This is a genomic window from Pseudooceanicola profundus (assembly GCF_054919315.1).
On sequence record NZ_CM142898.1, the window covers coordinates 1,808,871 to 1,834,947 of the forward strand.

Sequence of the window (26,077 nt, forward strand, 5' to 3'; positions counted from 1 at the left end):
ATTGGCCCGGCGCGGCCGGCCCACGGGCCCCTCTCAGGGTTTCACGTAGACGTAGCCCTGTGTCTGGAGATAGGCGATCTCGGCCACGCCGGAGGGCACGATGTCCTGTTCCCAGACGTCGTAGAGATCGTTCTCGTAGTCGATCTTCCGCCCGACCAGCGTGTTGTTGCAGACGTTGAAGACCACGTTCTGCGACTTGAGCGAGCCGATCTGGGTCTGGAGCTTGTCGCTCTCCTTCGCCATTTTCAGCAGCCCGACGCCGTTGCCGTGCATGACGATCTTCACCTCGAGGTTCTCGACCCCGAGCGCATTGATGTGGTTCTGCACGTTGTTCAGCGCGCCGGAATAGGCCTTGCCGCCCTCCCCGCCGTCGCCGTTGATGTGGTAGACCACCTTCTGCTGGCCATAGCGGTTCCCCTCCGCGAGCCCAGGCAGGGCAAAGGCCACCAGGACCGCGAGCGCGGCCAGTATCGTTCTGATCATGATTTCCTCCCTAAAGTGGGGCGCTCCTCAACGCCCGGACTCCGACGATGCGCCCCTGCGCCCGGGTCTGACAAGAACAAAGATACATATTCATATGATATTCTGCGTTTCCGTCCTCCTGTGCGATGCCCACGGAATTTTCGAAAATTCCGGTCCGGAAAATTCGAATTTTCCGGGCAAACACGCCGGCCGGGTGGCTGACGGCGCGCCACGAAAAAGGGGCCGCCCCTTGGGACGGCCCCGCGTGTCATGTGACCGGTGTCAGGCGAACTTCTTGATCTCGCCCGACTTCAGCCGCGACTGGTAGGACGTGAGTTCTGCCTTCACGATCGGCATCAGGAAGTAGAGGCCGAAGATGTTCACCAGCGCCATGGCAAAGATCGCCGCATCGGAGAAGTCGATCACCGGGCCAAGGTTCATGGCCGCGCCGATCACCACGAAGATGCAGAAGATCACCTTGAAGGTCAGTTCCTTCGACTTGCCCTCGCCGAACATGTAGGTCCAGGCCTTCAGCCCGTAGTAGCTCCACGAGATCATCGTCGAGAAGGCGAAGAGGATCACCGCGATTGCCAGCACGTAGGGGAACCACGAGATGGTGGAGCCAAAGGCGGCAGAGGTCAGCGCCACGCCGGAGGCATTGTCCACGGTCGCGATCCGGCCTGCGGCCTCGTCCCAGACATAGAGCCCGGTGTCGGGGTCGATGGTCATGACTCCGGTGATCACGATGACCAGCGCGGTCATGGTGCAGATCACGACGGTGTCGATGAAGGGCTCCAGCAGCGAGACGAAGCCCTCGGTGATCGGCTCCTTGGTCTTCACCGCCGAGTGCGCGATCGCGGCCGAGCCGACGCCCGCCTCGTTCGAGAAGGCCGCCCGTTTGAAGCCCTGGATCAGCGCGCCCACAAGGCCGCCGGCGATGCCGAGCCCGGTGAATGCGCCCGAGAAGATCTGACCGAAGGCCCAGCCGAGCTTGTCGATGTTCATCAGGATGATGATCAGCGCAGCACCACAGTAGATCACGGCCATCAGTGGCACGATCTTCTCGGTCACCTGCGCGATGGATTGCAGCCCGCCCACGATCACCGCAAAGACGATGGCCGCGAAGACGATGCCGGTGATCCAGCCGGGGTAGTCGCCCACGATGTTGGTGATCTGCGCATGGGCCTGGTTGGCCTGGAACATGTTGCCGCCGCCAAGCGCGCCGAGCACACAGAAGATCGAGAAGAGGATCGCCAGCACCTTGCCGAGGCCCCCCTTGCCCTGTGCGGTCAGGCCCTTGCTGAGGTAGTACATGGGGCCGCCCGAGACGGTGCCGTTGGCGTATTCGTTCCGGTATTTTACGCCGAGCGTACACTCGGTGAACTTCGACGCCATGCCCATGAGGCCCGCGAGGATCATCCAGAAGGTCGCCCCCGGCCCGCCGATGGAGACCGCTACCGCGACCCCCGCGATATTGCCGAGGCCCACGGTGCCCGACAGCGCCGTTGCAAGGGCCTGGAAGTGGCTCACCTCGCCCGCGTCATTCGGGTCGGAGTACTTGCCCGCCACGAGGGCGATGGAATGGGGAAAGGCCCGGAACTGGATAAAGCCGAAATAGAGCGTGAAGATCGTCGCCGCGATCACGAGCCACATCACGATCCAGGGGAAGGACGTGCCCGGGAAGGGCGAGAAGATGAAAGAGACAAAGGGGCCGGTGGCGGCGCCGACGGCGGTGTTGATCGTCTCGTCGATCGAGGCCTGCGCGGCGGAGGCGAACAGCGCCAGCCCCGGCACGGCAAGGAATGCAGGTTTGAAACTCATGAGGGAGCCTTTCGCGTTCAAGGGACAATGACCGTGGGGACCGGGGCGATCTGCGCCAGCCCCAGCGGGACCGAGCCGAAGACCCGCGACGAGATCGAATTCGACCCCGAGCGTCCCACGAAGATCATCGAGGCGCCGACGGTGGAGGCCGTCTCGGCCACCAGTTCGACGACCGAGCCGTATTTGATCACGCCCTCGGCCTCCAGCCCGGCAGCGGTCACCTTGGCCAGCGCCGGGTCGATGATCACCGACTTGGCGCGCGCCAGCTCCTCCTTGCGGCGCATGGTCCGCTCCTCGATCTCGGTCGGGGTGAGGAAGCTGTAGGGGGACCATTCGAGGATATGGACCAGGTACAGCTTGGCCCCGGCCTTGCTCGCGCTCGCCATCGCGTAGTCGAGCACCTTGGTACTGTCGTCATCGCCCTCGTAGGCCACGACGTAGGTTTCTGTCGTCATCTCCACTCTCCTGTTCTTATGAGACCGGGGGTGGCGAAAGGACCGCCGAGGGCCCGGCCGCGGGTATTCCCGCATGAGGAAAGCATGACGCCAATGCGCCTCACCTGTCATGGACTTTTTACGTTCCCTCAATAATTGGCGGCGAAATATGAAGATTTTCGCTTCTTTCGAGTCCGGTGCGGGGGTAACGTTTTCCCCGAAGCCCCCGAAATGGCGGGGTTTCGACTGAATTTTATGACCAAGGGACAGGTGAAACACATGGGCAAGCGTGACGATCTCATCGCGAAATACGCCGAGGATCTGAAAGAGAAATGCGGCATGGATCCGGATATGGACCTGCTGACCAAGGTGACCATCGGGTGCGGCCCGTCGATCTATGACGCGGATGCCTCGACCGTCGCGTCGAGCCAGCCGGGCGAGCTGGAAACCGTGAAGGCCAACTTCCTGGTCAAGAAACTGGGCCTCTCCGACGGGCCCGAGCTGATGAGCGCGATCGACAGTGTCATCGAGACCTACGGCAAGTCCGAGCGCAACAAGTACCGCGCGGTGGTCTACTACATGCTGACCAAGCATTTCGGCAAAGAGGCCGTCTACGGCTGATCCCCGGCGATCCGTCGCATTTTAAGGGCTTACGCTTTGCGTGCCCTGCCCCGGATCTGGTATCAAGAGGCGCGGCCAGGACGGCCGGACCTTGAATTCGAACACGTGTGGTGAAGTGGGAACACGTGGGGTGGCGAAGGGGTTCGGTACGATCCGGGCCCCTTCGTTTTTTCGCTGCGGTGAGGTGTCTGGGAGAGACACGCCGTCCCTGCCCGCTCGGGCCCAAGCACGGCGTCCATTCACGCGTCCGTCTGGCCCATCTCGCAGATCAGCCGCCATTCCGCCTCGGTCACGGGCTGCACGGAAAGCCGCGTGTTGTTCACCAGCACCATCTCGGCCAGCCGCGGCTCGTCCTTGCAGTCCTGCAGCGTCACGGGCCGTTTGAAGGGCCGCACCGCCTTGATGTCCACGCATTCCCAGCGGGGATCGCCGGCCTTGCTGTCGGGGTGGATCTCGGCGCAGACCTCGACGATCCCCACCACGGCCTTCTCCGACTGGGAGTGGTAGAAGAAGCCGAGATCGCCCAGCTTCATCTCCCGCATCATGTTGCGCGCCTGGTAGTTGCGCACGCCGTCCCATTCCTCGCCGGCATCGCCCTTGGCCACCTGGTCATCCCAGGACCAGGTCGAGGGCTCGGACTTGAACAGCCAGTAGCGCATCAGCCGATCACCCGGTTCCACGGTGCCAGCTTCACCTCTGCAAAGAGGTCCGCCTTGGCGTAGGGATCATTCGCGGCCCAGGCCTCGGCGGCGGCCATGTCGGCGCAGTCGAGGATGACGAGGCTGCCGCACATGTCGCCGTTGGCATCGAGCAGCGGCCCGGCCTGGGCGACGATTCCGGTTTCCTTCAGATAGGCGATATGCGCCTCGCGGTTGTCCTTGCGAACCTGCAGCGCGCCGGGTTTGTCCTGTGCCATCAGGGCGTAAAACATCTCATTCCTCCTTCAGTGGCCGGCTCAGCAGCCGGTCCATGGCCTGGCCGACGTCCATCTTGCCGTCGATCAGCCCGACCACAACCCCTGTGATCGGCATGTCGAGGCCCATGGCATCGGTTTTCTGTTGCACCGCCCGCGCGGTGGCCGCGCCTTCGACGGTGACGGATGGATCGAAGCCCTCGCCCTTCCCGATGGAGAGGCCGAAGGCATAGTTGCGCGACTGCGCCGAGGTGCAGGTCAGCGTGAGGTCCCCAAAGCCCGACAGGCCCGCCAGCGTCTCCGGCTCGGCCCCGAGGGCAAGGGCAAGGCGCTGCATCTCGGCATAGCCGCGGGTGATCAGGGCGGCGCGTGCGCTCTCTCCCAGACCCGCACCCATGGCCGCCCCGCAGGCGATGGCGATGACGTTCTTCATGGCCCCGCCAAGCGCCGCGCCCACCACGTCGGTGGTGCGGTAGATCCGCAGGTTTCGGGTCGAAAGCGCGCTTTGAAGGCTGCGGGAACAGGCCTCGTCGGCGCAGGCCAGCGTCAGCGCCGTGGGCAGGCCACGGGCGATGTCGGCGGCGAAGCTGGGCCCGGTCAGCTGCGCGGTCATCGTGCCGGGCAGCACCTCCTCGATCACCTGCAGCGGGCTGAGCCCGGTAGAGAGCTCGATCCCCTTGCAGCAGGCCACCAGCGTGCGGCCGCGCAGGGCCTCGGCGTGATCGGTGACCATGGCGCGCAGCTTCTGCATAGGCACGGCCAGCAGCACCGGCCCCTCGGGCAGCGCGCCCAGGTCGTCCGTCACGGTCAGCGCGTCCGGCAGGGTCACGCCGGGCAGGCGCGGGTTCTGCCGCGTCTCGGCGATCCGGGCCATGGCATAATCGTTGCGGCCCCAGAGCGTCACCGGCCCCATCTGCGCCAGCGAAACCGCCAGCGCCGTGCCGAAGGCGCCTGCGCCCAGAACTGCCGTCATGCCTTGGCCCCTTTCTTACCGCCGCCCAGCATCGCCGGGCTGGCCTTGTCCAGTGGCCACCGGGGCCGCGCGGTCAGGTCCATCCCGTCCCGCTGTCCAAGGGAATATAGTTCGATCCCGGCATAGGCGATCATCGCGGCGTTATCGGTGCACAGGCGCAGCGGCGGCGCGGTGAATGCCACGCCCATCTCGCCCGAAACCGTCTCCAACGCGGCGCGAATGGCCTTGTTCGCGGCCACGCCCCCGGCAACGGCCAGCATCGGGCGGGCGGGCGTTTCGGCCAGGTAGAGCGTCAGTGCGCGGCGCGTCTTCTCGGCCAGCACGTCCACCACGGCGGCCTGGAACCCGGCGCAGAGATCGCGGCGGTCCTGCTTGCGCAGCCCGTCAAAGGGGGCCATCGCCTCGTCGCGCGTGCGCAGAAGCGCGGTCTTGAGGCCCGAGAAGGACATGTCGCAGCCCTCCCGGTCCAGCAGCGGACGCGGGAAGCGGAAGCGTTTCGGATCGCCCTCCAGCGCCTCGGCCTCGACCGAGGGGCCGCCGGGCTGCGGCAGGGCCAGCAGGCGGGCGGTCTTGTCGAAGGCCTCGCCGGGGGCATCGTCGATCGTGCCGCCAAGGCGGGTGAAATCCTGCGGACCGCGCACCAGCAGGAACTGGCAATGCCCGCCCGAGACAAGCAGCATGAGGTAGGGATAGGCCGCGCCATCGGTCAGCCGCGGCGTCAGCGCGTGGCCCGCAAGGTGGTTCACCCCCACCAGCGGCAGACCGGCACCCGCGGCGATCCCCTTGGCGCACATCACCCCCGACATGACCCCGCCGATGAGGCCCGGGCCAGCGGTCACGGCCACGGCGTCGATCTCTTTCAGGGTCACATTCGCCTGTGTCAGAGCCTGTCTGACGCAGAGGTCCAGCTTCTCGGCATGGGCGCGGGCGGCGATCTCGGGGACCACGCCGCCGAAGGCCGCATGCAGCTCTGTCTGGCCGGAAACCACGGTCGAGAGGATCTCGGCACGGCCCTGCGCATCGCCCCGCAGAACGGCGGCGGCGGTGTCGTCACAGCTGCTTTCCAGCCCGAGGATGGTCAAGCTCCGGGTCATCCCCCGGCCTCCTGCGCATTTGCATCGCGGTTCCCCGGCAGGTAACACCGGATCTGTCCACAAACAACCGCGACCGCGCCATGAAGCCCGCCTTCCTGCTGACCCGCCCCGCCGAGGACGCCCGCGTCATGGCGGCGCAATTGGCAGCGCTCTGGCCGGAGGCGCCGGTCGTGATCTCTCCGCTGCAACGTATTGTCGTCACGGGCGCCCTGCCCGATCCGGGCGGCGTAGAACGGCTTGTCTTCACCTCGCGCAACGGCGTGCGGAGCTGGGCCGCCTGCGGCGGGCCGCCCCTGCCCGCCTATACCGTGGGCGAGGCAACCGCCGCCGCTGCGCGGGAGGCGGGTCACGCGGCCGACGCGCTTGGCGGCGATGTCGAGGCCCTTGGCACGGCGCTGATCGCAAAGGCGCGGGAGGGCGGTCTCCGGGGCGGTCTTCTCCATGTCCATGGCGTCAACGTGCGCGGGAACCTCGTCGAACGGTTGGTGGCCGAAGGTCTGTCCGCACGGGGCGTGGCGCTCTACGATCAGGAGGCGCAGCCACTCTCTCGGGAGGCGCGGGTCTTGCTCGCGGGGAACACCCCGGTTGTGCTGCCTCTCTTTTCGCCGCGCAGCGCTGCCCTATTTGAAGCAGAACCGCGCGGAAAAGCGCCGCTTTATGTCGCGGCGATGAGCGTGGCGGTGGTCAGGGCCTTGGGGGCATGTCAGATGACAAAGTGCGCCATTGCATTGAGACCTGATGCCGCGTCCATGATGGAGGCCATGGCGGCGCTTTACCGCGCCGCCCGGCGGGTTGAGGGGCGGGAGGCCCCACAGTAAGGTCAGCCTTGACGCCCGTGAGGGCCGGGCAGAATCGAAAGGAGAGACCGTGGCGAAGAAGAAAGACTCCTCCGCCCAGACGGATGGTTCCGAAGAGAAGCTCACGCCGGAAGGTGTGACGCCCGACGACGGCACCACCGAGGGAACCCCAACCGAGGAGCGCGCGGAAACGCCCGCGCCCGACGCGACGCCCGAGTCCACCAGTCCCGAGGAGGCCGAGACCTCCGCCGCGTCCGAGCTGACGCTGCCCGAGGACATCGGCATCTCCAATCCCAAGACCGATGCTGGCGTGGACGACGACGCCCCGGTCATCGCGCAGGATGAGCCCCTCCGTGACGGGGAGCCGGCACCTGCCCCGTGGGCCAAGGCGGAAGAGTCCGGTGCCGAGAGCTCCGCATCCGGAGACGACGCCGCAGAGACCTCCGCAACCGAGGAGCCCGTCGCCCCGCCCGCCGATCCCATCGCGACGGAGCGCACCTCGGCCGAGCCGCCGCTCGCCCCCGCCGGCACGACCATCGTCCAGAAGAAGGGCGGCTTCGTCCCGATCATGGTCGGTGGCATCGTCGCGGCTGGTCTGGGCTTCGGCCTCGCGCTCTACCTCGAGAATGCCGGCATGGCGCCCTTCGGCTCCAGCGACGAGGCGATCGATGCGCTGAACCAGCGTCTCGATGCGCAGCAGCGCGTGCTGGACGATCTGAACGCCGCCATGGAAGTGGGCCCCGACATCAGCGGTGTCGAAGCCACGGCCTCCGAGGCGCAGGCCGCCGCCAGCGCCGCCTCCGAGCGGATCGCCGCGCTGGAAGGCCAGCTGGGCGAGCAGGCCGCCAAGATCACCGAGCTTGAGAAACGCCCGATTTCCGAGGGCGTCTCCGAAGCGGCGATCCAGGCCTACGAGGACGAACTGGCCCGCTTGCAGCAGGCGATGCAGGACCAGCGGGCCGAGGTCGAGGCGCTGATCACCGAGGCGCAGCAGAAAGAGGCCGCCGCCGCCGAGGATGCGCAGCAATCCTCGATCCGCGCAGGCATCTCGCAGGTGCTCTCGGCCATCGACAACGGCGCGCCCTATGCCAACGTGCTGCAGGGCCTCGGCGCCAACGGTGTGGAGATCCCGGCCGCGCTCTCCGGTCCGGCGCAATCCGGCGTGACCACGCTGGGCGCGCTGATCGACAGCTATCCCGATGCCGCCCGCGATGCCCTGGCCGACGTGCGCATGGCCACCGGCGAGGGCACCAGCTCGATCGGGGACTTCCTCAAGACCCAGCTCGGCGCCCGGTCTCTGACCGCCCGCGATGGCGATGACGCCGATGCGGTGCTGTCCCGTGCCGAGGCCGCCCTGCGCGACGGCCGTCTGCAGGACGCCCTGGCCGAGATCGACACCCTGCCGGACCCGGCCAAGGCCGCCATGGCCGACTGGACCGCCCGCGCCACGGAACGGGCCGAGGCCCTCGCCGCGGCAGAGGCGCTTCTGGCCGACCAAACGCAAAGCCAATAAGGAACTCCAGCGAATGCTCTGGTCACTGATCAAGATTGTCGTTTTCGTCCTGATGGTGGCGGCTGCCACCCTGGGCGCCGGATACCTGCTGGAAATGGACGGCGGGGTGCGCATCGCCTTCGGCGGGTACGAATTCAACCTGACGCCGCTGAAGTCGGTCATCGCCGCGATCCTGCTGATCTTCGCGGTCTGGCTGTTCCTCAAGCTCTTCGGCCTGCTGATCGCGGTGCTGCGCTTCATCAACGGCGACGAGACGGCGCTGTCGCGCTATTTCGACCGCAATCGCGAGCGCAAGGGCTACCAGGCGCTGTCCGACGGGATGATCGCGCTGGCCTCCGGCGAGGGGCGCCTGGCCATGGCCAAGGCGAACAAGGCGCAGAAGTACCTCGACCGGCCCGAGCTGAGCGCCCTGCTCACCTCTCAGGCCGCCGAGTACACCGGTGACAAGCGCCGGGCCGAAGCCGCCTACAAGACCCTGCTCACGAACGAGCGCACCCGCTTCGTCGGCGTGCGCGGGCTGATGAAGCAGAAGCTGGCCGAGGGCGACACCGACACCGCGATGCAGCTGGCGCAGAAGGCCTTTGCCCTCAAGCCCGCCCATGTCGAGGTGCAGGACACGCTGCTCAAGCTGCAGGCCCAGAACGCTGACTGGAAGGGCGCCCGCGCGACCCTGAACGCCAAGCTGCGTCATGGCTCCCTGCCCCGCGACGTGCACCGCCGCCGCGATGCCGTCCTCGCGCTGTCCGAGGCCAAGGGCGTGTTCGAGGAAGGCGCCTCGATCGAGTCCCGCGAGGCTGCCATCGAGGCGAACCGCCTGTCGCCCGACCTGATCCCGGCCGCCGTCATGGCGGCGCAGGGCTACCTCGACAAGGGTAACAAGCGCCATGCCGCGCGCGTGCTGCGCAAGGCCTGGGAGGCGCTGCCGCATCCCGACCTCGCCGCGGCCTTCGCCTCGATCGAGCCGGAGGAGACGCCCAAGGCCCGGCTCAAGCGCTTTGCGCCGCTGCTGAAGTCCCACCCCGAGCACCGCGAGACCCGCTTGCTCAAGGCGGAGCTGAACATCGCCGCCGAGGACTTCCCCGAGGCCCGTCGCGCGCTTGGCGATCTGGTGGCCGAGAGCCCCGATGCCCGCGTGCTGACCGTCATGGCGGCCATCGAACGCGGCGAGGGCTCGACCGATGCCATCGTGAAGGGCTGGCTGACCCGCGCCATCGCCGCGCCGCGCGGCCCGCAGTGGGTCTGCGAGAACTGCCACCAGGTGCACAGCCACTGGACGCCGGTCTGCAACAGCTGCGGGGCCTTCGACACGCTGGCCTGGCGTGACGCGGGCAGCGGCGAATACGGCGCGCCCATGGGCTTCGAGATGCTGCCGATGATCGTAGGCAAGATCGACGAAGAGGCCCCCGCGCCCGTGCCCGTCGCCCAGCCGGTCGAGCCGGAGATTCCGACCCCGCCTGCCGCCGAGCCCGCGCCCGAGGCGACACCCGCCGCGGCCAAGGAGACGGCCAAGGATGACGACGGCGTGCCCGATGCCGAGATCCTGCCCCCGGAGGGCACGGCTGCGGCCGACGGCAAGCCCGGCGACGAGAAGGCAAAATAGCCCTTTTCCAACCTCCGGCGGGGTGCTATAGCCCCGCCCCACGAGGGGCCGTTACCGGCCCTTCGAAGAGAAGAGTGCCGCTGTAGCTCAGCTGGTAGAGCACGTCATTCGTAATGATGGGGTCGGGGGTTCGAGTCCCTTCAGCGGCACCACTCTTCCCACCCTCCCGAACATGCCGACGACCACGCCCGATGGCCCGTCTTGCCGCGCACCGGGGTCCCGTCGCGCGGCTGGGGCCTAGAGGAAGCGCAGCCCGAAGACTTCTTTCAGCCCCGACAGCAGGAAGGTCGGCAGCGCGGCGATGCAGGCGCAGCCCAGCAGGATATGCCCGGGCAGTGACTGCGTGCCGAGGACGTAGTGCCCGAAGCCGCTGTAGACCGCGAGCGCCGAAAGCAGCAGCGACAGCCCCACCGCCATCAGCAGCCTCGGGTTGCCGAAGGGCGACTTGCGGAACAGGGTCGAGGTCGTGCGCGCATCGAAGATATGCCACAACTGCGCGAACATGATCGTGACAAAGGCCATGGTCTGCGCCAATGCGGGCCCGCCGTCGAGCGCGAGGCCGCGCTGGAAGACGTAGTAGCTGATCCCGCCCACGGCGAGGCCGCGGATCACGATGCGCTCCTTCAGGCCATCGGCAAAGAGGTCCTGGTCGCGGGGACGGGGCGCGCGCTCCATCACGTCGGGTTCGGCCTCCTCGAAGCCGAGCGCCAGCGCCGGGATCCCGTCGGACACGAGGTTGACCCAGAGGATCATCAGCGGCGTGAGCGGCGTCAGCGGATCGGCCCCCATGAGCAGGAAGGCGAAGAGGATGGTCGAGACCTCTGCCACGTTCGAGGTAAGCGCCTGGCGCACGAACTTCAGCAGGTTGTCGTAGATCCGGCGCCCCTCGCGCACGGCCCCCACGATGGTCGAGAAATTGTCGTCCAGCAGCACCAGAGCGGCGCTGTCCTTGGCGACCGAGGTGCCGGTGATCCCCATGGCCACGCCGATGTCGGCGGTGCGCAGGGCAGGGGCGTCGTTCACCCCGTCGCCGGTCATTGCCGCGACCTCGCCATTGGCCTGCATGGCGCTGACGATGCGCAGCTTGTGCTCTGGCGTGACGCGGGCAAAGACGGCGGCGTGGCGACAGGCCTCGCGCAGTTGTGCATCGTCGAGGCTATCGATCTCGGAGCCGCTGTGGACGGTCTGCTCGGGCCGGGTGCGGATGCCGATCTGCTCGGCGATGGCCTGCGCGGTGATCGCATGATCGCCGGTGATCATCACCGTGCGGATACCGGCAGAGGTGGCGGCGGCGACGGCGTCGCGGACCTCGGGGCGGGGCGGGTCCATGATCCCGTGGATGCCGAGGAGGACGATGTCCTGTTCCGGGTTGGCGGTGTCGAGGGTGCCGTCCTCCGCCGGGCGGAAGGCGACGGCCAGCGTGCGCAGCGCATCGGCGCCGAAGCCCGCGATCACCGCCTCCATCTCGGCCCGGCGGGCGTCATCCAGCGGCAGCACCTCGCCCCCCATCACGACACCCGTGGCGCGCGACAGGATCACGTCGGGCGCGCCCTTGGCCACCAGAAGCTTGCGCCCGTCCGGCATGCGGACGTGAAGGCTCATCATCTTGCGGGTGGAGTCGAAGGGGAAGGCCTGCAGGGTTTCGACATGGTCCTCCGCCAGCCCGGCGCGGGTGAGGCCCAGCTTGGCGCCCGCGACCACGAGCGCCCCGTCCGTCGGGTTGCCCTGGATCGCCGGGCGGCCATCCTCCTCGATCAGCACCGCGTCGTTGCAGTAGACCGAGACCTCCAGCATGTGCCGCAGGTCCTCCTCCTCGGCCAGCACCGCCTCGGCCCCGTCGGGCCCGACGAAGGCCCCCTTGGGGGCGAAGCCTTCGCCGCTCACCTGCCATGTCTTGCCGCCGGCCCAGCACCGCATCACCTGCATCTGGTTCTGGGTCAGCGTGCCGGTCTTGTCGGAGCAGATCACCGAGGTGGTGCCGAGGGTCTCGACCGCCGAGAGTTTCCGCGCGAGTGCATGGTTCTGCACCATCCGCTGCGAGCCGAGGGTGAGGACGATGGTCACCACCGTCGGCAGCCCCTCGGGGATCGCGGCAACGGAGAGCGAGATGCCGGTGCTCAGCATCTCGGTCAGGGTCATGCCATGGAAGATGCCGATGCCGATGACGATCGCCACCACGCCGAGCGCCGCCCCGATCAGCACCTTCGAGAGCTTGTCGATCCGGGTCTGAAGCGGGGTTTTCGGCTCTGCCGTGGTGGCCATCATATGCGCGATATGGCCGACCTCGGTCTGCATCCCGGTGGCGGTGACCAGCCCTTCGCCGGTGCCGGTGGTGACCTTGGTGGACATGAAACCCATGTTGAGCCGGTCCGCGAGGGTCAGGTCAGGATCGGGAATCGCGTGGGTGTGCTTGTCGACGGGTTCGGATTCCCCGGTCAGCGCGGCCTCGTCCACCGCCAGCCGTGCCGCCTGCGTGAGGCGCAGGTCGGCGGCGAGGATGTCACCCGCCTTGAAGCGCAGCAGGTCGCCCGGCACGATCTCGGAGGCGGGGATCTCGGCCCATGTGCCGTCGCGCCGGACCCAGGCGATGGGAGCGGCGAGCTCACGCAGGGCGGCGAGGGAGCGGGCGGCGTTGAACTCCTGGTAGAAGCTGATCAGGGCGTTCAGCACGACGATGACGAAGATCGCCACCGCGTCGACCATATGGCCCGTCAGAAGCGAGATGACCGCGCCGAGGAGAAGGATCACAAGCAGCGGATTGCGCAGCTGTTCGAGGAGCAGCGCGAGGACGGAGGCCTGCTGGCTCTCGGCCAGCCGGTTCGGCCCGTGACGGGCAAGGCGCGCGGCGGCCTCTGCCGTTGTCAGGCCGCTGCCCGCGTCGCTTTGCAGGGCCGTGGTCACCTCTGCCTCCGACTGGGCCCAGGGGGGGGCCGGGGCGGCGGGCGCGCCGGGTGCGCTGTGGTCTCTGGGGTCCGTCATCGTGCCTCTTGCCGTCGCTGTCGTCGGAGCCTTCGTCGTCGGAAGCCGCGTCTAGGCGCGGACGAGAGCCAGTTCCTCCACCTCGGAGGAAATGGTCGTGCCGGTCTCGCCCCTGAGGGCGGCCGCGATGTCGGGCAGGGCGCAGATCACCGCCCGGCCGCCGCTGGCGCGCGCAAACATCTGCGCTGCCTCCACCTTGGGCCCCATGGAGCCGGCTGGGAAGTCATAGGCGTCCATCATGTCGGGCGTGGCGCGGCGGATTGCCGTCTGATTGGGCGTTCCCCAGTCGAGGAAGACCGCCTCGGCGTCCGTGGCCACGACGAAGACATGGGCGCCGATCTCTGCGGCGAGCAGGGCCGAGCAGAAATCCTTGTCGATCACGCATTCCACGCCGGTCAGATGCCCCTCGCGGTCATAGGCGGTGGGAATGCCGCCGCCGCCCGCCGCGATCACCACCGCGCCCTGATCCAGCATCCAGCGGATCGGCCGGACCTCGAAGATGCGCTTCGGCCTGGGCGAGGGCACGACACGGCGCCACGCCGCGCCGTCGGGCTTGATGGACCAGCCCTTTTCCGCCGCGTTCTTCCGGGCCACCTCCTCCGAGTAGACCGGCCCGATGAACTTGGTCGGGTCGCTGAAGGCCGGGTCCGCGGGGTCGACCTCGACCATGGTCAGCACGGTGGCGAGCGGCGTGTCGAAGGGCAGCAGGTTGCCCATCTCCTGCTCGATCATGTAGCCGATCATGCCCATGGTCTCGCCCACCAGCACGTCGAGAGGATAGGCCTCGACCTCGGTATAGGCGGCCTCCTGCAGGGCCAGCAGCCCGACCTGCGGGCCGTTGCCATGGGTCACGACGAGGTCGTTGCCCTCCGCCAGCGGGGCCAGCGCCTGCGCGGCGATGCGCACGTTCTCGCGCTGGTTCTCCGCGGTCAGCGCCTGCCCGCGCCGCAGCAGCGCGTTGCCCCCGAGGGCCACGAGGATGCGCATCTCTCAGGCCCCCAGCGTGGCCACGAGGATGGCCTTGATCGTGTGCATCCGGTTCTCGGCCTGCTCGAAGGCGATGTTCATCGGGCTTTCGAAGACCTCCTCGGTCACTTCCATCTCGGTGATGCCGAACTTGGCGGCGATGTCGGCGCCGACCTTTGTCTCGGTGTTGTGGAATGCGGGCAGGCAATGCATGAACTTCACGTGCGGATTGGCGCATTTCTGCATCAACGCCATGTTGACCTGATAGGGCATGAGCAGCTCGATCCGGCTGGCCCAGACCTCGGCCGGCTCGCCCATCGAGACCCAGACATCGGTGTGGACGAAATCGACGCCCTCCACGGCCGAGAGGTCATCGGTGATGGTGATCCGCGCGCCGGTCTGGCGGGCCCAGTCCTGCGCCATCTCGAGGATATGCGGCTCGTTCTGGTTTTCCGTCGGGGCGATCATGCGCACGTCCATGCCCATCATCGCGCCGAGGATCAGAAGCGAGTTGCCCATGTTGTTGCGCGCATCGCCGACGTAGGCATAGGCGATCTGGGTGCGCGGCTTGTCGGCGTGTTCGACCATCGTCAGCATGTCCGCCAACATCTGCGTCGGGTGCCAGTCGTCGGTCAGGCCGTTGTAGACCGGCACGCCGGCGTAGTCGGCCAGCTGCTGCACCATGTCCTGCCCGGCGCCGCGGAATTCGATCGCGTCGAACATCCGGCCCAGCACCCGGGCGGTGTCCTTCATCGATTCCTTGTGCCCGATCTGGCTGCCCGAGGGATCGAGGTAGGTGATATGCGCCCCCTGATCATGGGCCGCCACCTCGAAGGCGCAGCGCGTCCGGGTCGAGGTCTTCTCGAAGATCAGGCAGATGTTCTTGTCCTGCAGGGCCTTGCTTTCGCTGCGGGAATATTTCGCCCGCTTCAGGTCGCGCGCGAGGTCAAGCAGGAAGAGCATCTCCCGCTGGGTGAAGTCGGCGATGTTGAGGTAGCTTCTTCCTCTGAGATTGAGCGCCATGATGGCCTCCGTATCCTGTGGATTGACTTGGACGTGTCCGGGGAGTGTCTGCGGCGTGGACGGGCGCGGGGTCAGACCGGATCGCGCAGCAGGGGGCAGGTCATGCAGTGGCCGCCGCCGCGGCCCCGGCCCAGTTCCTGTCCGTTGATCTCGATCACCTCGACCCCGGCCTCGCGGAGCCTGCGGTTGGTGAAGGTGTTGCGGGAGTAGCCCACCACCACCCCGGGCGAGAGCGCCACGACGTTGTTGCCGTCATCCCACTGCTCGCGCTCGGCCTGGAACTCGTTGCCGCCGGTGGCGATGATCTTCAGATCGTCGAGGCCCATGACCTCCTTGTAGACATCGAAGATCGAGCCGGGCTCCTCGGTGATCGCGGTGCCGCCCTTGCCGTCGGGCCGCCCCGAGAAGCAGCGGATCTCCTGCGCCACCTCCATGAAGGCGGTGACCTTGTCGCGGTCGAGGCAGGAGAACACCGTGTCGAGGTGCATCGCCGCGCGCGACTTGGGCATGACGCAGGCGACCACGCGCTCGGCCCCGCCCTGATCGAAGAGCGCCTGCGCCAGCTGGGTCACCGCCTGACGGGTGGTGCGTTCGCCCATGCCGATGAAGACGGTGCCATTGCCGATCGGCATGACGTCTCCGCCCTCGACCGAGGCGGACTGGAAGTTCTCGTCGCTGTCGCCCCACCAGATCGAGAAATCGGCCTCGCGGAACATCGGGTGGAACTTGTAGACCGTGCGCTGGAACAGCGTCTCGGGCCGCCGCGCGGGCCAGAACATCGGGTTCACAGTCACGCCCTTGTAGATCCAGCAGGATGGATCGCGCTGGAACTGCGCGTTGGGCACGGCGGGGATGATGAAATCCGTATGCGCCATGGTGGTGCGCGCCTGCGCCTGCATGTCGGCATCCGGCAGGTCGGTCACGATGATCCCGCCCATCAGCTGCCGGGCCAGCGCCTTGCCATCCAGCGTATCCAGCCAGGGCCGCATGTAGCGTGCGAGGCCCGGACCGCAGAGGTTGGGCGTGATCAACCGGTCGAGCAGGAAGGGCCGGGCGTCGCTGGTCTTGTCGAGCGCCTCTGCAAGCAGGTCCTGGATGTCGAAGACCTCGACCCCGCGCTGCCGCATCTGGCTGACGAATTCCGCATGGTCGCGGCGGGCCTGCTCGACCCAGAGCACATCGTCGAAGAGCAGCTCGTGGCAGTTGCGCGGCGTCAGGCGCTCATGCGCCAGCGAGGGCCGGGACACCATGACCTTGCGCAGGGTGCCGACCTCGGAGTGAACACCAAATTCCATCGTCGGGTCTCCATCTGTGGTCCATCTGTGGAACGTCCGGCGGGCCACGGTCTGCGGCCCGCGGGTGGGGATGCCGCGGGCGGGATCAGCTGAGGATCGCGCCGATGCTCAGCAGAACCATGATGAGGAGGGCCAGCCCGATCACCAGCGGCAGCACGAAGCGCAGCCAGCGGTCGAAGGACACGCGGCCGATCGCCAACCCGCCCATCACCACCGCGAAGGTGGGGTTGAAGAGGTTCACCAGCCCGTTCGCCGACTGGTAGGCCGTCACCACGAGGTCCCGGCCGACGCCGGCGAAATCCGCCATCGGGGCCATGATCGGCATGGTCAGGGTGGCCAGCCCGGAAGAGGAGGGCACGAGGAAGGACATCAGGATCTGGATGCCGAACATCGCGTTGATGAAGAGCATCTCGCTCAGGCCCGACACCGCGCCCTCGGCGGACTGCAGGATCGTGTCGGTGATCAGCCCGGCATCCATGATGACCACGACGCCCCGGGCGACGCCGATGATCAGCGCCACGCCCAGCAGGTCGCGCGCGCCATCCACGAAGGTGTCGACGAAGGTCTTCTCGTCCATGGCGGTCGCCGCGTCGAACTTCGCCACGATCCAGACCACGACGGACATGGCGAGGAACAGGCCCGCCATCTCGCCCATCCACCAGTCGAGCCCCACGACCCCCACGATCATCACCACGAAGGTCAGGCCGAAGAGCGCGAGGATCGTCGCCCGGATCGGCGTCAGCTCGGGCAGGGTCTCGCCCTCGGTCTCGGCGGACTTGAGGAAATGGCTGCGGTTCTCCTCGGCCATGTCGGCCACGAGGGAGGCCTCGGGCGTCGCCTTGACCTTCTTCGCGTAGCGCAGGACGTAGACGATCCCCACCGCGAGGCAGACCGCGAGGATCACCAGCCGCAGGACGATCCCCTGTGTGAAGGCGATACCCGCCCCCTGCGAGGCGACGACCGTCGCGAAGGCATTGAAGGTGGAGCCCAGCGTGCCGATCCCGGCGCCCAGCATGATCACCGCGACCCCGGTCAGACTGTCATAGCCGGCGCGGATGAAGACCGGGATGATCAGCGCGTAGAAGGCCAGCGTCTCCTCGGCCATGCCGTAGGTGGTGCCGCCGAAGGCAAAGGCCAGCATCAGGATCGGGATCATCAGGTGTTCCCGCCCCCGCAGCCGCGCCAGCAGCGCGCCGATGCCCGCGTCGATGGCCCCGGTGCGGGTCACCACCATGAGGAAGCCGCCGATGATCAGCACGAAGAAGGCGACGTCGATCGCGGCGGAGGACGAGGAGCCGAGCAGCCCGGGATCATACATTCCCGCGATCGGGGCGAGGATCACGTCGGTGATCCCCTGCGGGTTCGGTTCGACCTGCTGGTAGGTGCCGGGTACCGGGGCCTCGACGCCGAGGGCCTCGTTCATCTGGCGGTCGTATGAGCCGGCGGGGATGATCCACGTCAGACCTGCCACCACGGCGATCAGTACGAAAAGGATCGTGAACGCGGTGGGGAACCGGAATTTGGACATTTCCGACCTCGTTAACACAACACTTGAAACACGGACTTCGGAATGAAAATCGAGATTAAAGAAACGTTAACATGCGACCCGGCACGGCGCTAAATTTTTAATTCGGAAAATTCGAATGAAGGTATAGGCTTGGGGAAAGCGGCAGGGTCAGCCCGGTGCGGGGGCGTCTTATCAATGCTAACCGCATTGAAAGTCCCGTGAATTTCTCTTCCGTGCGGCGGGTCTCAGGCGGCTTTGAGGCCGCTGCGGCAGGGGCCTGCCCGACGAGGTGAGTGTTTGGTTTCCAAGTGACGTCTGGTCGCACCCGGACAGCAGGTAGGAGGGACGCCCCGTGAGCCAGCCCGATCCACAGACGGGTGAGTCGCCCGGCCCGCAGCCGCCGTCCATGCCGCTCGCCCTGCTGCCGATCTGCGCGCTGGTCGTCCTGCTCGCCGGGGCCTACGGGCTCTATGGCGACGCCGCGGCGACCGGGCCGAACCAGATCGCGCTGATGCTGGCTGGGGTGGTGGCACTGGCGGTCGGCCATGTCTGCGGCCACGACATGGAGGACATGCGCGAGGCCGCCATGGCCAGCGTCACCACCGGGCTGCCCGCGCTCTTCATCCTGCTGGCGGTCGGGGCGCTGATCGGCACATGGGCCATGAGCGGCACCTTGGTCGCCATGGTCTACTGGGGCCTCAAGATCCTCTCGCCCGACTATTTCTATTTCACGGTCGTCCTGATCTGCGCCGCCACGGCGCTCTGCATCGGCAGTTCGTGGACCGTGGCGGGCACGCTGGGGATCGGGCTGATGGGTGTCTCGGTCCAGATGGGGCTGAGCCCGGCGATCACCGCCGGGGCGATCATCTCGGGGGCCTATTTCGGCGACAAGTCCTCGCCGCTGTCGGATTCGACCAACCTCGCCACCGCGGCGGCGGGTTCGAACCTCTATGCGCATATCGTCGAGACGCTCTGGACCTCGGTGCCCTCGCTGCTGATCGCGCTTGCGCTGTTCTGGATGCTGGGCGAACCGGGAGAGTTCGATGCCTCCCCGATCACCGACCGGCTGGCGGCGGATTTCAACGTCGGCCTCGTGCCCTTCGTGCCACTGGTCCTCGTGCTGGGGATGGCCGTCGGGCGGGTCTCGCCCTTCCTGACGATCTTCATCGGCGCCTTGGCCGGGGGCGTGGTCGCGGTGCTCATCAATCCCGGCAACGTGCTGGCCGTGGCGCAGGGCGGCGACCTGCCGCAGGCCCTCGCCCTGCTCAAGGGGGTCTGGACCGCGCTGGCCATCGGCTACCATTCCGAGACTGGGATCCCGGCGCTCGACCAGCTGCTCAGCCGGGGCGGGATGGAGAGCATGCTGATCACCATCTGGCTGATCCTCGCGGCCCTCGCCTTCGGGGGCATCGTCGACCACATCGGCGTGCTCGACCGGGTGCTGGCCCCGGTGCTGCGCGCCGCCCGGACGACCGGGCGGCTGGTCCTCGCGCTGGTGGTGACGGGGATCGGGACCAATGCGCTCGCCTCGGATCAGTACATCGCCATCGTCCTGCCCGGAAAGCTGTTCCAGCGCGCGTTCCAGCGCATGAACCTCGCCCCGGTCGTCCTGTCCCGCGCGGTGGGGGATTCCTCCACCGTGACCAGTGCGCTGGTGCCGTGGAACAGCTGCGGCGCCTACATGGCCGCGACGCTGGGGGTGGCGACGGTGAACTACCTGCCCTTCGCCTTCTTCAACCTGTTCAACCCGCTGGTGACCGTGGCCTTCGGATTCCTCGGCTGGCGCATGATCAAGCGCGACCCGGTGGCCTGAGGCTCAGCCCTCTTCGCCGCCCGAGGGCTCCAGCCGGTCGATGATCACGAAGGCCACCGCGGTCAGCGCGAAGACCACCTGCGCGGCGAGGACGAAGTAGAGGTCGTTGTTCTCCAGCTCGTTCGGGGCGAGGAAGATGTGCAGCAGGTGGATCGAGGAGATCAGCAGGATCGTCGTCGCGATGCGGACCTTCAGCCCGCCCGCCGTGGCCCCGCCCATGGAGCGCGGCAGCTGGTCCTCGTTCAGGTACATCGACGATATAAAGATCTTGTAGCCGCTGATCACCACCATCACCACGAGGTTCGCGATCAGCACCATGTCGATCATGTCGAGGGTCAGCAGGATGATCGCGGTGCGGTTCAGCTCCCGAAACTGGGCGATGACCTGCCAGAGATAGCCGAGGAACTTCAGCTCCAGCACCAGCAGGCCGATGACGAGGCCGAGGAGCAGCGGAAGCTGCAGCCAGCGGATTTCGAGGATCAGCTGTTCGACGAACAGCCGGACCCGGTTCGGTTTCGGGCTGTGGCGGAGGGGATCGGTCATGGGCTGATCCCCCGACAGGCGCGTGCCTTGCGCCCGGGGGCGCTGTGACGCGGAACGATCGGATGGTGCGGGCTCAAGGCGGACCTCCGGGGTTACTCACACGCAGGTCCCGCATGGATCGAGCCGCGCCGCGCGGGCCGCGCCACCCGCCGGGACCTGTGGAAAGCCTATCCGGCAGGGCTCAGGACGCAAGATCTTGATCGTCGCCACCGGGCCCGCGGCGGGCCTAAAGGGGCACTGCTGCGCCGCTGTCGATCATCGCGGGCCGTGGCAGAGGCTCTGGCCCCATGGCCGAGGGGCGAGCGCCGTTCCGCCTGCCCCGATGACGCGGGGCACCCGCGGTCCCGTCAGTCTCCGCCGGCGGGATCGGTCGCGCGCGGCGTCGGGGCGGGCCCGCCGGACCCCGTGCTGCGCGCGCCGGGCCTGCGCTCCTGCCACAGGCGCTGCGCCATCTCGCGGGCTGCGTCCGGCGTCAGGCGCGCGTCGACGGCGCGCAGGGCGACGGCGGCGGTTTCCCGGACGATCGCCTCGGCCATCGGATCGGTGACTTCGCCGTCCCAGACCGCCTGCCAGTATTCCAGCCGGTTGAACTCGGGCGTGGCGGCGCGGGTCTGCTCGGCGCGGCTGACCGCCAGCCGGGGCAGGTCCTCGTCCCATGTCGCGCCGTGCCTGAGGCAGAACAGGTGCTGCACACCATCGGGCAGGGCCTGTGCCACGTCGCGCAGCCCGTTCAGCACGAAGCCCTCGGGCCAGCCCAGCCGGTGCATCACGTCGCGTTGCAGCCCGGGGCGGCCCAGCTGGCGTTGCCCCAGCAGGCTGACGCGCGCGCCTTCGGGGTTCAGCAGGGCCAGCACGAACTGCGCCGCCGTCGGCATCTGGATCAGCCGCCGCACCGCGCGCATCCGGCCGACCTCGGGGGCGAAGCCTTCGACCGGCAGGAAGCACAGCCGCTCCTGCCGGGCCGGTGCGACCGAGAGGCCCGCATGCAGGAAGGCCCGGTGCACCAGACCTTCCGCCGTGCCATGGACCAGCACGCGGTAGCCGGCCCGGGCGACCAGCCGGGCGGACAGCAGGAACCACGGCGCCCCCTGCGCCCGCGGGCTGAGGTAGGCGGGCCAGTCGAGGTCCACCGGGCCGCTGCCAGGGGGCGGCCCGTCAAAGGAGGCCCGGGCGGCGCGGGTGAAGCCCGCGAGCTCCGCCTCGGTCACGCCGCGGCTCTGCAAGGCGACGAGGAGGCCGCCCAGCTGGATCGGGTGGGCCTCGTCCCGCAGGGCGATGCCGAAGGCGTCCTCTGCCTCCTCCTCCGTCATCGGCCGGGTGCGTCCGGCGGCATTGCCGATCATCGCCACATAGCCTGACAGCCGCGCAGAGCCTTCGGGCGAGGCACTGGCGCGGGCCAGCCTGCGCGACAGCATGGCGGCATCGGGCCCGCCGCCGAAGGGCGCGGCCTCGTCGAGGGAGAGTGGCGGGTGCGGGGTCAGCGGCGCGGCCTTGGCCGGGCGGGGGGCCAGCAGGGCGTTGGCCTCCGACACCAGCGCCCGCAGGCGCAGGCGCAATTCCTCCGCGAAGGGCGTGGGGATCATGCCGGTTCCGGTCCGCTCGAAGAGCGGATCGCCGTAGTGGCTGCGCAGCTGTTTCAGCATCCGGCTCATCGCCGGGGTGCTGAGCCCCATGCGCGCGGCGGCGCGGCCCACGCTGCCCTCGACCAGCAGCGCGTCGAAGGCCACCAGCAGACGGAACTGGGCCGGGTCGGCAAGCGGGGTCTCAAGCGGCTGGGGATCGGTCATCGGGCAAATTTCGCTGCGGTTAACTTGGAATGATTCAAAAACGGAACGCTTTGAACTCCGTCCTACATAGATATAGCCGATAAAAACAGTCGGAAAGAGGGTGCCTCCCCTCGGTCTCTTTCCACCGGGCCCTGCCAGGGGCCGCCCCTTCCCCCGGGGCGCCCGTCCCAAGCCAACGCCCCTTGGTTGATGTTCACCGGTTCCGTGCCGGTCCCCGATCTCAAGGAGTTTCTCATGCGTTCCCTTCTCGGCGCCGTCCTGCTGGCCTGTTCGGCCACCACCCTCAGCGCGCAGGACGTGACCGTCCAGACCGCTCGCGGCGATGTCACCCTCGACGGCCTGCCCGAAACCGTGGTCACCATGGACCTTGCCGTGCTCGACCTGATCGACGCCATCGGCGGCGAGGTCGCGGGCGTGCCGACCATGGTCCTGCCCGAGTATCTCTCGAAATACGACGCCGACAGCTACACCAAGCTCGGCTCGCCCTTCGAGCCGAACGTGGAGCAGGTGGCGGCGCTGCAGCCCGACCTGATCATCGTCGCGGGCCGCTCCGCGCAGGCCTATGACGAGCTCGCCCGGATCGCCCCGATCATCGACCTGACCGCCGAGACGACGGACATGCTCGCCTCGATCAAGCGCAACGCGGCGACGCTCGGCATGCTCTACGGCGCCGAAGAGGCCGCCGAGGACAAGGTGGCGGAGCTGGAAACCGCCCTTGCCGAGGTCAAGGCCAAGGCCGCCGAGGCCGGCCCCGCGCTGACCCTGCTGACCACCGGCGGGCGGATGAGCACCCATGGCGACGCGGGCCGCTTCGGCATCCTCTACAACGAGATGGGCTTCACCCCGGCGATCGAGGAGGTGAAGGCCGGCAACCACGGTCAGCCGATCTCCTTCGAGTTCATTCGCGAGGTGAACCCGAACTGGATCTTCGTGGTGGACCGGGATGCCGCCATCGGCCGTGATGGCCAGCCTGCGGCGCAGATGCTGGACAATGCGATGGTGAATGGCACCGCCGCCGCCGAGGCCGGGCATATCGTCTACCTCGAGCCGAGCCACTGGTACCTCGTCGGCGCGGGCGTCACCGCGATGATCGACAGCGCCAAGGCAATCTCGCAGGCGCTCGACAACTGAGGCAGGGGTGAGCGGCGCGGTGGACATATCGCCCTCAGGGGCCCGGGGCGGCAGTGACCGCGCCGGGGCCCTGATGGTCTGGGGCGGGCTGCTGGCACTGGTCGTGCTGACCGGGGTCAGCCTCGTGGTCGGCGCGGGGCAGCTGGGCCTGCGCGGGCTGCTGGCCGATCCCGACACCGCGGGCCTGCTGCTCACCAGCCGCCTGCCGCGCACCGCGGCGCTGATCCTCGCCGGCATGTCCTCGGCGATCACCGGGCTGATCATCCAGCGGCTGGTGCAGAACCGCTTCGTCGATCCCACCACCATGGGCACCGTGGACAGTGCCGCCCTCGGGCTGCTGCTCGCGGTGATCTTCCTGCCTGCCGCTTCGCCGATGACCCGCATGGGGATCGCCGCGCTCTTCGCATGGGGGGGCACCGGGCTCTTCCTGCTGCTGCTGCGCGCGGTGCCGCGCTGGTCGCCGCTGATGCCACCTCTGCTGGGGATTTCCTACGGCGCGGTGATCGGGGCGGCGGCCAGTTTCATCGCGTGGCAGATGGACCTGATGCAATCGCTGGGCGCGTGGATGTCGGCGGATTTCTCCATCGTCCTCTCGGGCCGCTACGAGATGCTCTACCTCGCCGCGGGCTTCACCGCGCTGGCCTGGGTCTTTGCCGACCGCTTCACGCTGGCGGGCCTTGGTGACAGCATGGCGAAGACGCTGGGGCTGAACCCCGGTCAGGTGCTGGCGCTTGGGATCACCATCGTCGCCGCCGTGGCGGGCTGCATCGTGGTGACCGTGGGCTTCATCCCCTTCCTCGGCCTCATCGTGCCCAACCTCGTGTCGCGCCGCGTGGGGGACAACCTGCGCCGGGCGCTGCCCGCCGTGGCGCTGCTGGGCGCGGTGATGACGCTGGCTTGCGACATCGCGGGACGGCTGATCTTCCACCCCTACGAGCTGCCCATCGGCGTGACCATGGGCGTGCTGGGGGCGGTGGTCTTCCTCGTCCTGCTGCTGCGGAGCCAACGCGCATGAGCCCCGACGCACGTTTTCACAGGGCCCGGCTGCTGGCCCTGTCGCTGGGCGGGCTGATGGCGCTGGCCGTGGCGGTCTACATGACCCTCGGCGCGGTCGGCAGCTGGTCCTTCGTGCTGTCCTACCGGGGCGAGAAACTGCTGACGATCCTGCTGGTAGCCTGGGCGGTGCCGGTCTCGACCGTGCTGTTCCACGTCATCTCGCGCAACCAGATCCTGACGCCCTCGATCATGGGGTTCGATGCGCTCTTCATGCTGATCCAGACGCTGGCGGTCTTCCTGATCGGCGCGGCCACGGTGACGCAATGGAACCCCGTCCTCGTCTTCCTCGGCGAGCTGACGGCGATGGTGGCCTTCTCGACGCTGCTCTTCCGCTGGCTCTTCGGCCGCATCGCGCAGAGCCTCGAACTGCTGCTGCTGGTGGGCATCATCTTCGGCGTGCTCTTCCGGTCGGTCGCGGGGCTGCTGCAACGGCTGATCGACCCGGGCGAATTCCTCGTGCTGCAGGACCGGCTCTTCGCCTCCTTCTCGGGCGCCGATCCGCAGGTACTGGCCATGTCGGCCGCGCTGGTGGCGGCGGCGAGCCTCTGGGCGATCTGGCGGCTGCCCGCGATCGACGCGATGATCCTCGGGCGCGATGGGGCGCTGGCGGTAGGTGTGCCGCACCGGCGCCTGACGGCCGAGGTCTTCCTGATCGTGACCCTGCTGGTCGCCGCCTCCACCGCCCTCGTGGGGCCGATCACCTTCTTCGGCTTGCTGGTCGCCAACCTTGCCTATCGTCTGCTGCCCGGTGCGCCGCTGCGCCTGACCCTGCCTCTGGCGGGCCTGCTGGGCGCGCTGCTGCTGGTGGGCGCGCAGGTGGTGCTGGAGCGCGTGCTGGGCTTCACCGGCACCGTTGGCATGGTGATCGAATTCCTCGGCGGCCTTCTCTTCATCCTCCTTCTGATCGAGCGTGCCCGATGATCCGTGTCGAAAACCTTGGCAAAACATACGCTGGCGACTGGGTCGTGGACGTCGAGGCGCTGGAACTGCCGCGCGGCGGGCTGACGGCGATCATCGGCCCGAACGGCGCGGGGAAATCCACGCTGCTCTCGATGATCTCGCGGCTCCAGACCCCGGACCGGGGGCATGTGACGCTGGATGGACAGGACATCCTTCGGATCAAGGGCGACGTGCTGGCCCGGCAGCTGACGGTGCTGCGGCAGGACAATGCCATGACCGCGCGGCTGACGGTGGCCGACCTCGTGGCCTTCGGGCGCTACCCCTATTCCAAGGGCCGCCTGACAGAGGCCGACCGGGCCGAGATCGAGCGCGCGCTGGCGCTGGTGGACATCGCGCCCTACCGGCACCGTTTCCTCGACGAGCTTTCCGGCGGGCAGCGGCAGCGCGCCTTCATCGCCATGGTGCTGGCGCAGGACACGGAATACGCCTTCTTCGACGAGCCGCTCAACAGCCTCGACATCCGGCACGCGGTTTCGGTCATGCACCTGCTGCGGCGCGCGGCGGAGGATCTGGGCAAGACCGTCGTGACCGTGCTGCACGACCTGAATTTCGCGGCCCGCCATGCGGATCGCATCATCGCCATGAAGAACGGACGCCTGCAGGTGGTGGGGAGGCCCGACGAGGTCATCCGCCCGGCCATCCTGCGCGACCTCTACGGGCTGGATCTGGACGTGACCGAGCGGCAGGGGAAGCCGCTGGTCGATGTGTTCGGCTAGCCCGCAACGTGCCCCGGTTGAACGGGGCCATATCTCGGCGCCCCTCTCCCGGCGCCGACAAAATGCCTTCTCC

General features: G+C 67.9%; 23 protein-coding genes and 1 tRNA gene. 10 read left to right on the forward strand and 14 right to left on the reverse strand.

What is annotated here, in order from left to right; all coding sequences use genetic code 11:
* Positions 1-33: 33 nt before the first annotated feature.
* The 3 genes from ACX9MO_RS08290 to ACX9MO_RS08300 form a co-directional block, all read right to left on the reverse strand.
* The gene (locus tag ACX9MO_RS08290) at positions 34-483 is read right to left on the reverse strand and encodes a DsrE family protein (protein WP_222490785.1); all 450 of its coding nucleotides are present in this window, start codon (positions 481-483) and stop codon (positions 34-36) included.
* A 261-nt stretch (positions 484-744) separates the two neighbouring features.
* Positions 745-2,283 (reverse strand): alanine/glycine:cation symporter family protein, encoded by a 1,539-nt coding sequence (locus ACX9MO_RS08295; protein ID WP_222490784.1) that lies wholly within the window; start codon positions 2,281-2,283, stop codon positions 745-747.
* Between the two features lie 17 nt (positions 2,284-2,300).
* Positions 2,301-2,738 (reverse strand): universal stress protein, encoded by a 438-nt coding sequence (locus ACX9MO_RS08300; protein ID WP_222490783.1) that lies wholly within the window; start codon positions 2,736-2,738, stop codon positions 2,301-2,303.
* A 258-nt stretch (positions 2,739-2,996) separates the two neighbouring features.
* Between ACX9MO_RS08300 and ACX9MO_RS08305 the strand changes: the two genes are divergently transcribed.
* Complete coding sequence (locus ACX9MO_RS08305; protein WP_222492890.1) at positions 2,997-3,338, forward strand: DUF2853 family protein; 342 nt, start codon at positions 2,997-2,999, stop codon at positions 3,336-3,338.
* A gap of 239 nt (positions 3,339-3,577) precedes the next feature.
* Here ACX9MO_RS08305 and ACX9MO_RS08310 read toward each other — a convergent pair whose 3' ends face one another.
* Genes ACX9MO_RS08310 through tsaD form a run of 4 tightly spaced genes read right to left on the reverse strand, consistent with a single transcriptional unit; the run spans position 3,578 to position 6,318 of the window.
* The gene (locus ACX9MO_RS08310) at positions 3,578-3,997 is read right to left on the reverse strand and encodes an EVE domain-containing protein (RefSeq protein ID WP_462214437.1); all 420 of its coding nucleotides are present in this window, start codon (positions 3,995-3,997) and stop codon (positions 3,578-3,580) included.
* Entirely contained in the window at positions 3,997-4,269 is a 273-nt protein-coding gene (locus ACX9MO_RS08315; RefSeq protein WP_224820490.1) for a YciI family protein, read from the reverse strand. Before ACX9MO_RS08315 ends, ACX9MO_RS08310 begins: the two co-directional genes overlap by 1 nt.
* Before the next feature lies 1 nt (position 4,270).
* On the reverse strand, positions 4,271-5,224 hold the full coding sequence (locus tag ACX9MO_RS08320) for an NAD(P)H-dependent glycerol-3-phosphate dehydrogenase (protein ID WP_462214186.1): 954 nt from the start codon (positions 5,222-5,224) through the stop codon (positions 4,271-4,273).
* Positions 5,221-6,318 carry a tRNA (adenosine(37)-N6)-threonylcarbamoyltransferase complex transferase subunit TsaD gene (tsaD, locus tag ACX9MO_RS08325; RefSeq protein ID WP_462214187.1) on the reverse strand — a complete coding sequence of 366 codons (1,098 nt, stop codon included), beginning with the start codon at positions 6,316-6,318 and terminating at the stop codon, positions 5,221-5,223. The genes ACX9MO_RS08320 and tsaD overlap by 4 nt, the downstream gene beginning before the upstream one ends.
* Before the next feature lie 80 nt (positions 6,319-6,398).
* Between tsaD and ACX9MO_RS08330 the strand changes: the two genes are divergently transcribed.
* From ACX9MO_RS08330 to ACX9MO_RS08345, 4 genes are all read left to right on the forward strand, one after another.
* Positions 6,399-7,136 carry a uroporphyrinogen-III synthase gene (locus ACX9MO_RS08330; RefSeq protein WP_462214188.1) on the forward strand — a complete coding sequence of 246 codons (738 nt, stop codon included), beginning with the start codon at positions 6,399-6,401 and terminating at the stop codon, positions 7,134-7,136.
* 49 nt (positions 7,137-7,185) lie between these two features.
* Positions 7,186-8,628, forward strand: coding sequence for a COG4223 family protein (locus ACX9MO_RS08335; RefSeq protein ID WP_462214189.1), 1,443 nt, complete (start codon positions 7,186-7,188; stop codon positions 8,626-8,628).
* 13 nt (positions 8,629-8,641) lie between these two features.
* Positions 8,642-10,228 (forward strand): heme biosynthesis HemY N-terminal domain-containing protein, encoded by a 1,587-nt coding sequence (locus tag ACX9MO_RS08340; RefSeq protein WP_462214190.1) that lies wholly within the window; start codon positions 8,642-8,644, stop codon positions 10,226-10,228.
* 76 nt (positions 10,229-10,304) lie between these two features.
* Positions 10,305-10,380 (forward strand) — tRNA-Thr (locus ACX9MO_RS08345).
* Positions 10,381-10,465: 85 nt separating this feature from the next.
* Here the strand turns inward: ACX9MO_RS08345 and ACX9MO_RS08350 are convergent.
* The 5 genes from ACX9MO_RS08350 to ACX9MO_RS08370 all read right to left on the reverse strand — a co-directional run bounded on the left by ACX9MO_RS08350 (position 10,466) and on the right by ACX9MO_RS08370 (position 18,019).
* Positions 10,466-13,207 carry a cation-translocating P-type ATPase gene (locus ACX9MO_RS08350; protein ID WP_462214191.1) on the reverse strand — a complete coding sequence of 914 codons (2,742 nt, stop codon included), beginning with the start codon at positions 13,205-13,207 and terminating at the stop codon, positions 10,466-10,468.
* A 51-nt stretch (positions 13,208-13,258) separates the two neighbouring features.
* Complete coding sequence (arcC, locus tag ACX9MO_RS08355) at positions 13,259-14,194, reverse strand: carbamate kinase (protein ID WP_462214192.1); 936 nt, start codon at positions 14,192-14,194, stop codon at positions 13,259-13,261.
* Positions 14,195-14,197: 3 nt separating this feature from the next.
* Entirely contained in the window at positions 14,198-15,196 is a 999-nt protein-coding gene (locus tag ACX9MO_RS08360; RefSeq protein ID WP_462214193.1) for an ornithine carbamoyltransferase, read from the reverse strand.
* Positions 15,197-15,267: 71 nt separating this feature from the next.
* Positions 15,268-16,491 (reverse strand): arginine deiminase, encoded by a 1,224-nt coding sequence (locus tag ACX9MO_RS08365; protein ID WP_222490758.1) that lies wholly within the window; start codon positions 16,489-16,491, stop codon positions 15,268-15,270.
* Positions 16,492-16,576: 85 nt separating this feature from the next.
* Complete coding sequence (locus ACX9MO_RS08370) at positions 16,577-18,019, reverse strand: YfcC family protein (protein ID WP_462214194.1); 1,443 nt, start codon at positions 18,017-18,019, stop codon at positions 16,577-16,579.
* A gap of 331 nt (positions 18,020-18,350) precedes the next feature.
* Here ACX9MO_RS08370 and ACX9MO_RS08375 point away from each other — a divergent pair, with 331 nt between their 5' ends.
* Positions 18,351-19,811, forward strand: a complete 1,461-nt coding sequence (locus ACX9MO_RS08375; protein WP_462214195.1) for a Na+/H+ antiporter NhaC family protein — start codon at positions 18,351-18,353, stop codon at positions 19,809-19,811.
* Positions 19,812-19,814: 3 nt separating this feature from the next.
* Here the strand turns inward: ACX9MO_RS08375 and ACX9MO_RS08380 are convergent, their stop codons facing one another.
* The gene (locus ACX9MO_RS08380) at positions 19,815-20,354 is read right to left on the reverse strand and encodes a YqhA family protein (RefSeq protein WP_462214196.1); all 540 of its coding nucleotides are present in this window, start codon (positions 20,352-20,354) and stop codon (positions 19,815-19,817) included.
* A 347-nt stretch (positions 20,355-20,701) separates the two neighbouring features.
* Positions 20,702-22,141 carry a LysR family transcriptional regulator gene (locus ACX9MO_RS08385; protein WP_222490754.1) on the reverse strand — a complete coding sequence of 480 codons (1,440 nt, stop codon included), beginning with the start codon at positions 22,139-22,141 and terminating at the stop codon, positions 20,702-20,704.
* A 234-nt stretch (positions 22,142-22,375) separates the two neighbouring features.
* Here ACX9MO_RS08385 and ACX9MO_RS08390 point away from each other — a divergent pair, with 234 nt between their 5' ends.
* The 4 genes from ACX9MO_RS08390 to ACX9MO_RS08405 are packed head-to-tail and all read left to right on the forward strand — an operon-like array spanning position 22,376 to position 26,004.
* Positions 22,376-23,272: a siderophore ABC transporter substrate-binding protein gene (locus ACX9MO_RS08390; RefSeq protein ID WP_462214197.1), complete on the forward strand. Its 897-nt coding sequence runs from the start codon at positions 22,376-22,378 to the stop codon at positions 23,270-23,272.
* A gap of 7 nt (positions 23,273-23,279) precedes the next feature.
* A complete protein-coding gene (locus ACX9MO_RS08395; protein ID WP_462214198.1) occupies positions 23,280-24,287 on the forward strand; it encodes an ABC transporter permease in 1,008 nt (335 codons plus the stop codon).
* Positions 24,284-25,249: an iron chelate uptake ABC transporter family permease subunit gene (locus ACX9MO_RS08400; protein ID WP_462214199.1), complete on the forward strand. Its 966-nt coding sequence runs from the start codon at positions 24,284-24,286 to the stop codon at positions 25,247-25,249. Before ACX9MO_RS08395 ends, ACX9MO_RS08400 begins: the two co-directional genes overlap by 4 nt.
* Complete coding sequence (locus tag ACX9MO_RS08405) at positions 25,246-26,004, forward strand: iron ABC transporter ATP-binding protein (protein ID WP_222490751.1); 759 nt, start codon at positions 25,246-25,248, stop codon at positions 26,002-26,004. Before ACX9MO_RS08400 ends, ACX9MO_RS08405 begins: the two co-directional genes overlap by 4 nt.
* The last annotated feature ends 73 nt before the right edge of the window (positions 26,005-26,077 follow it).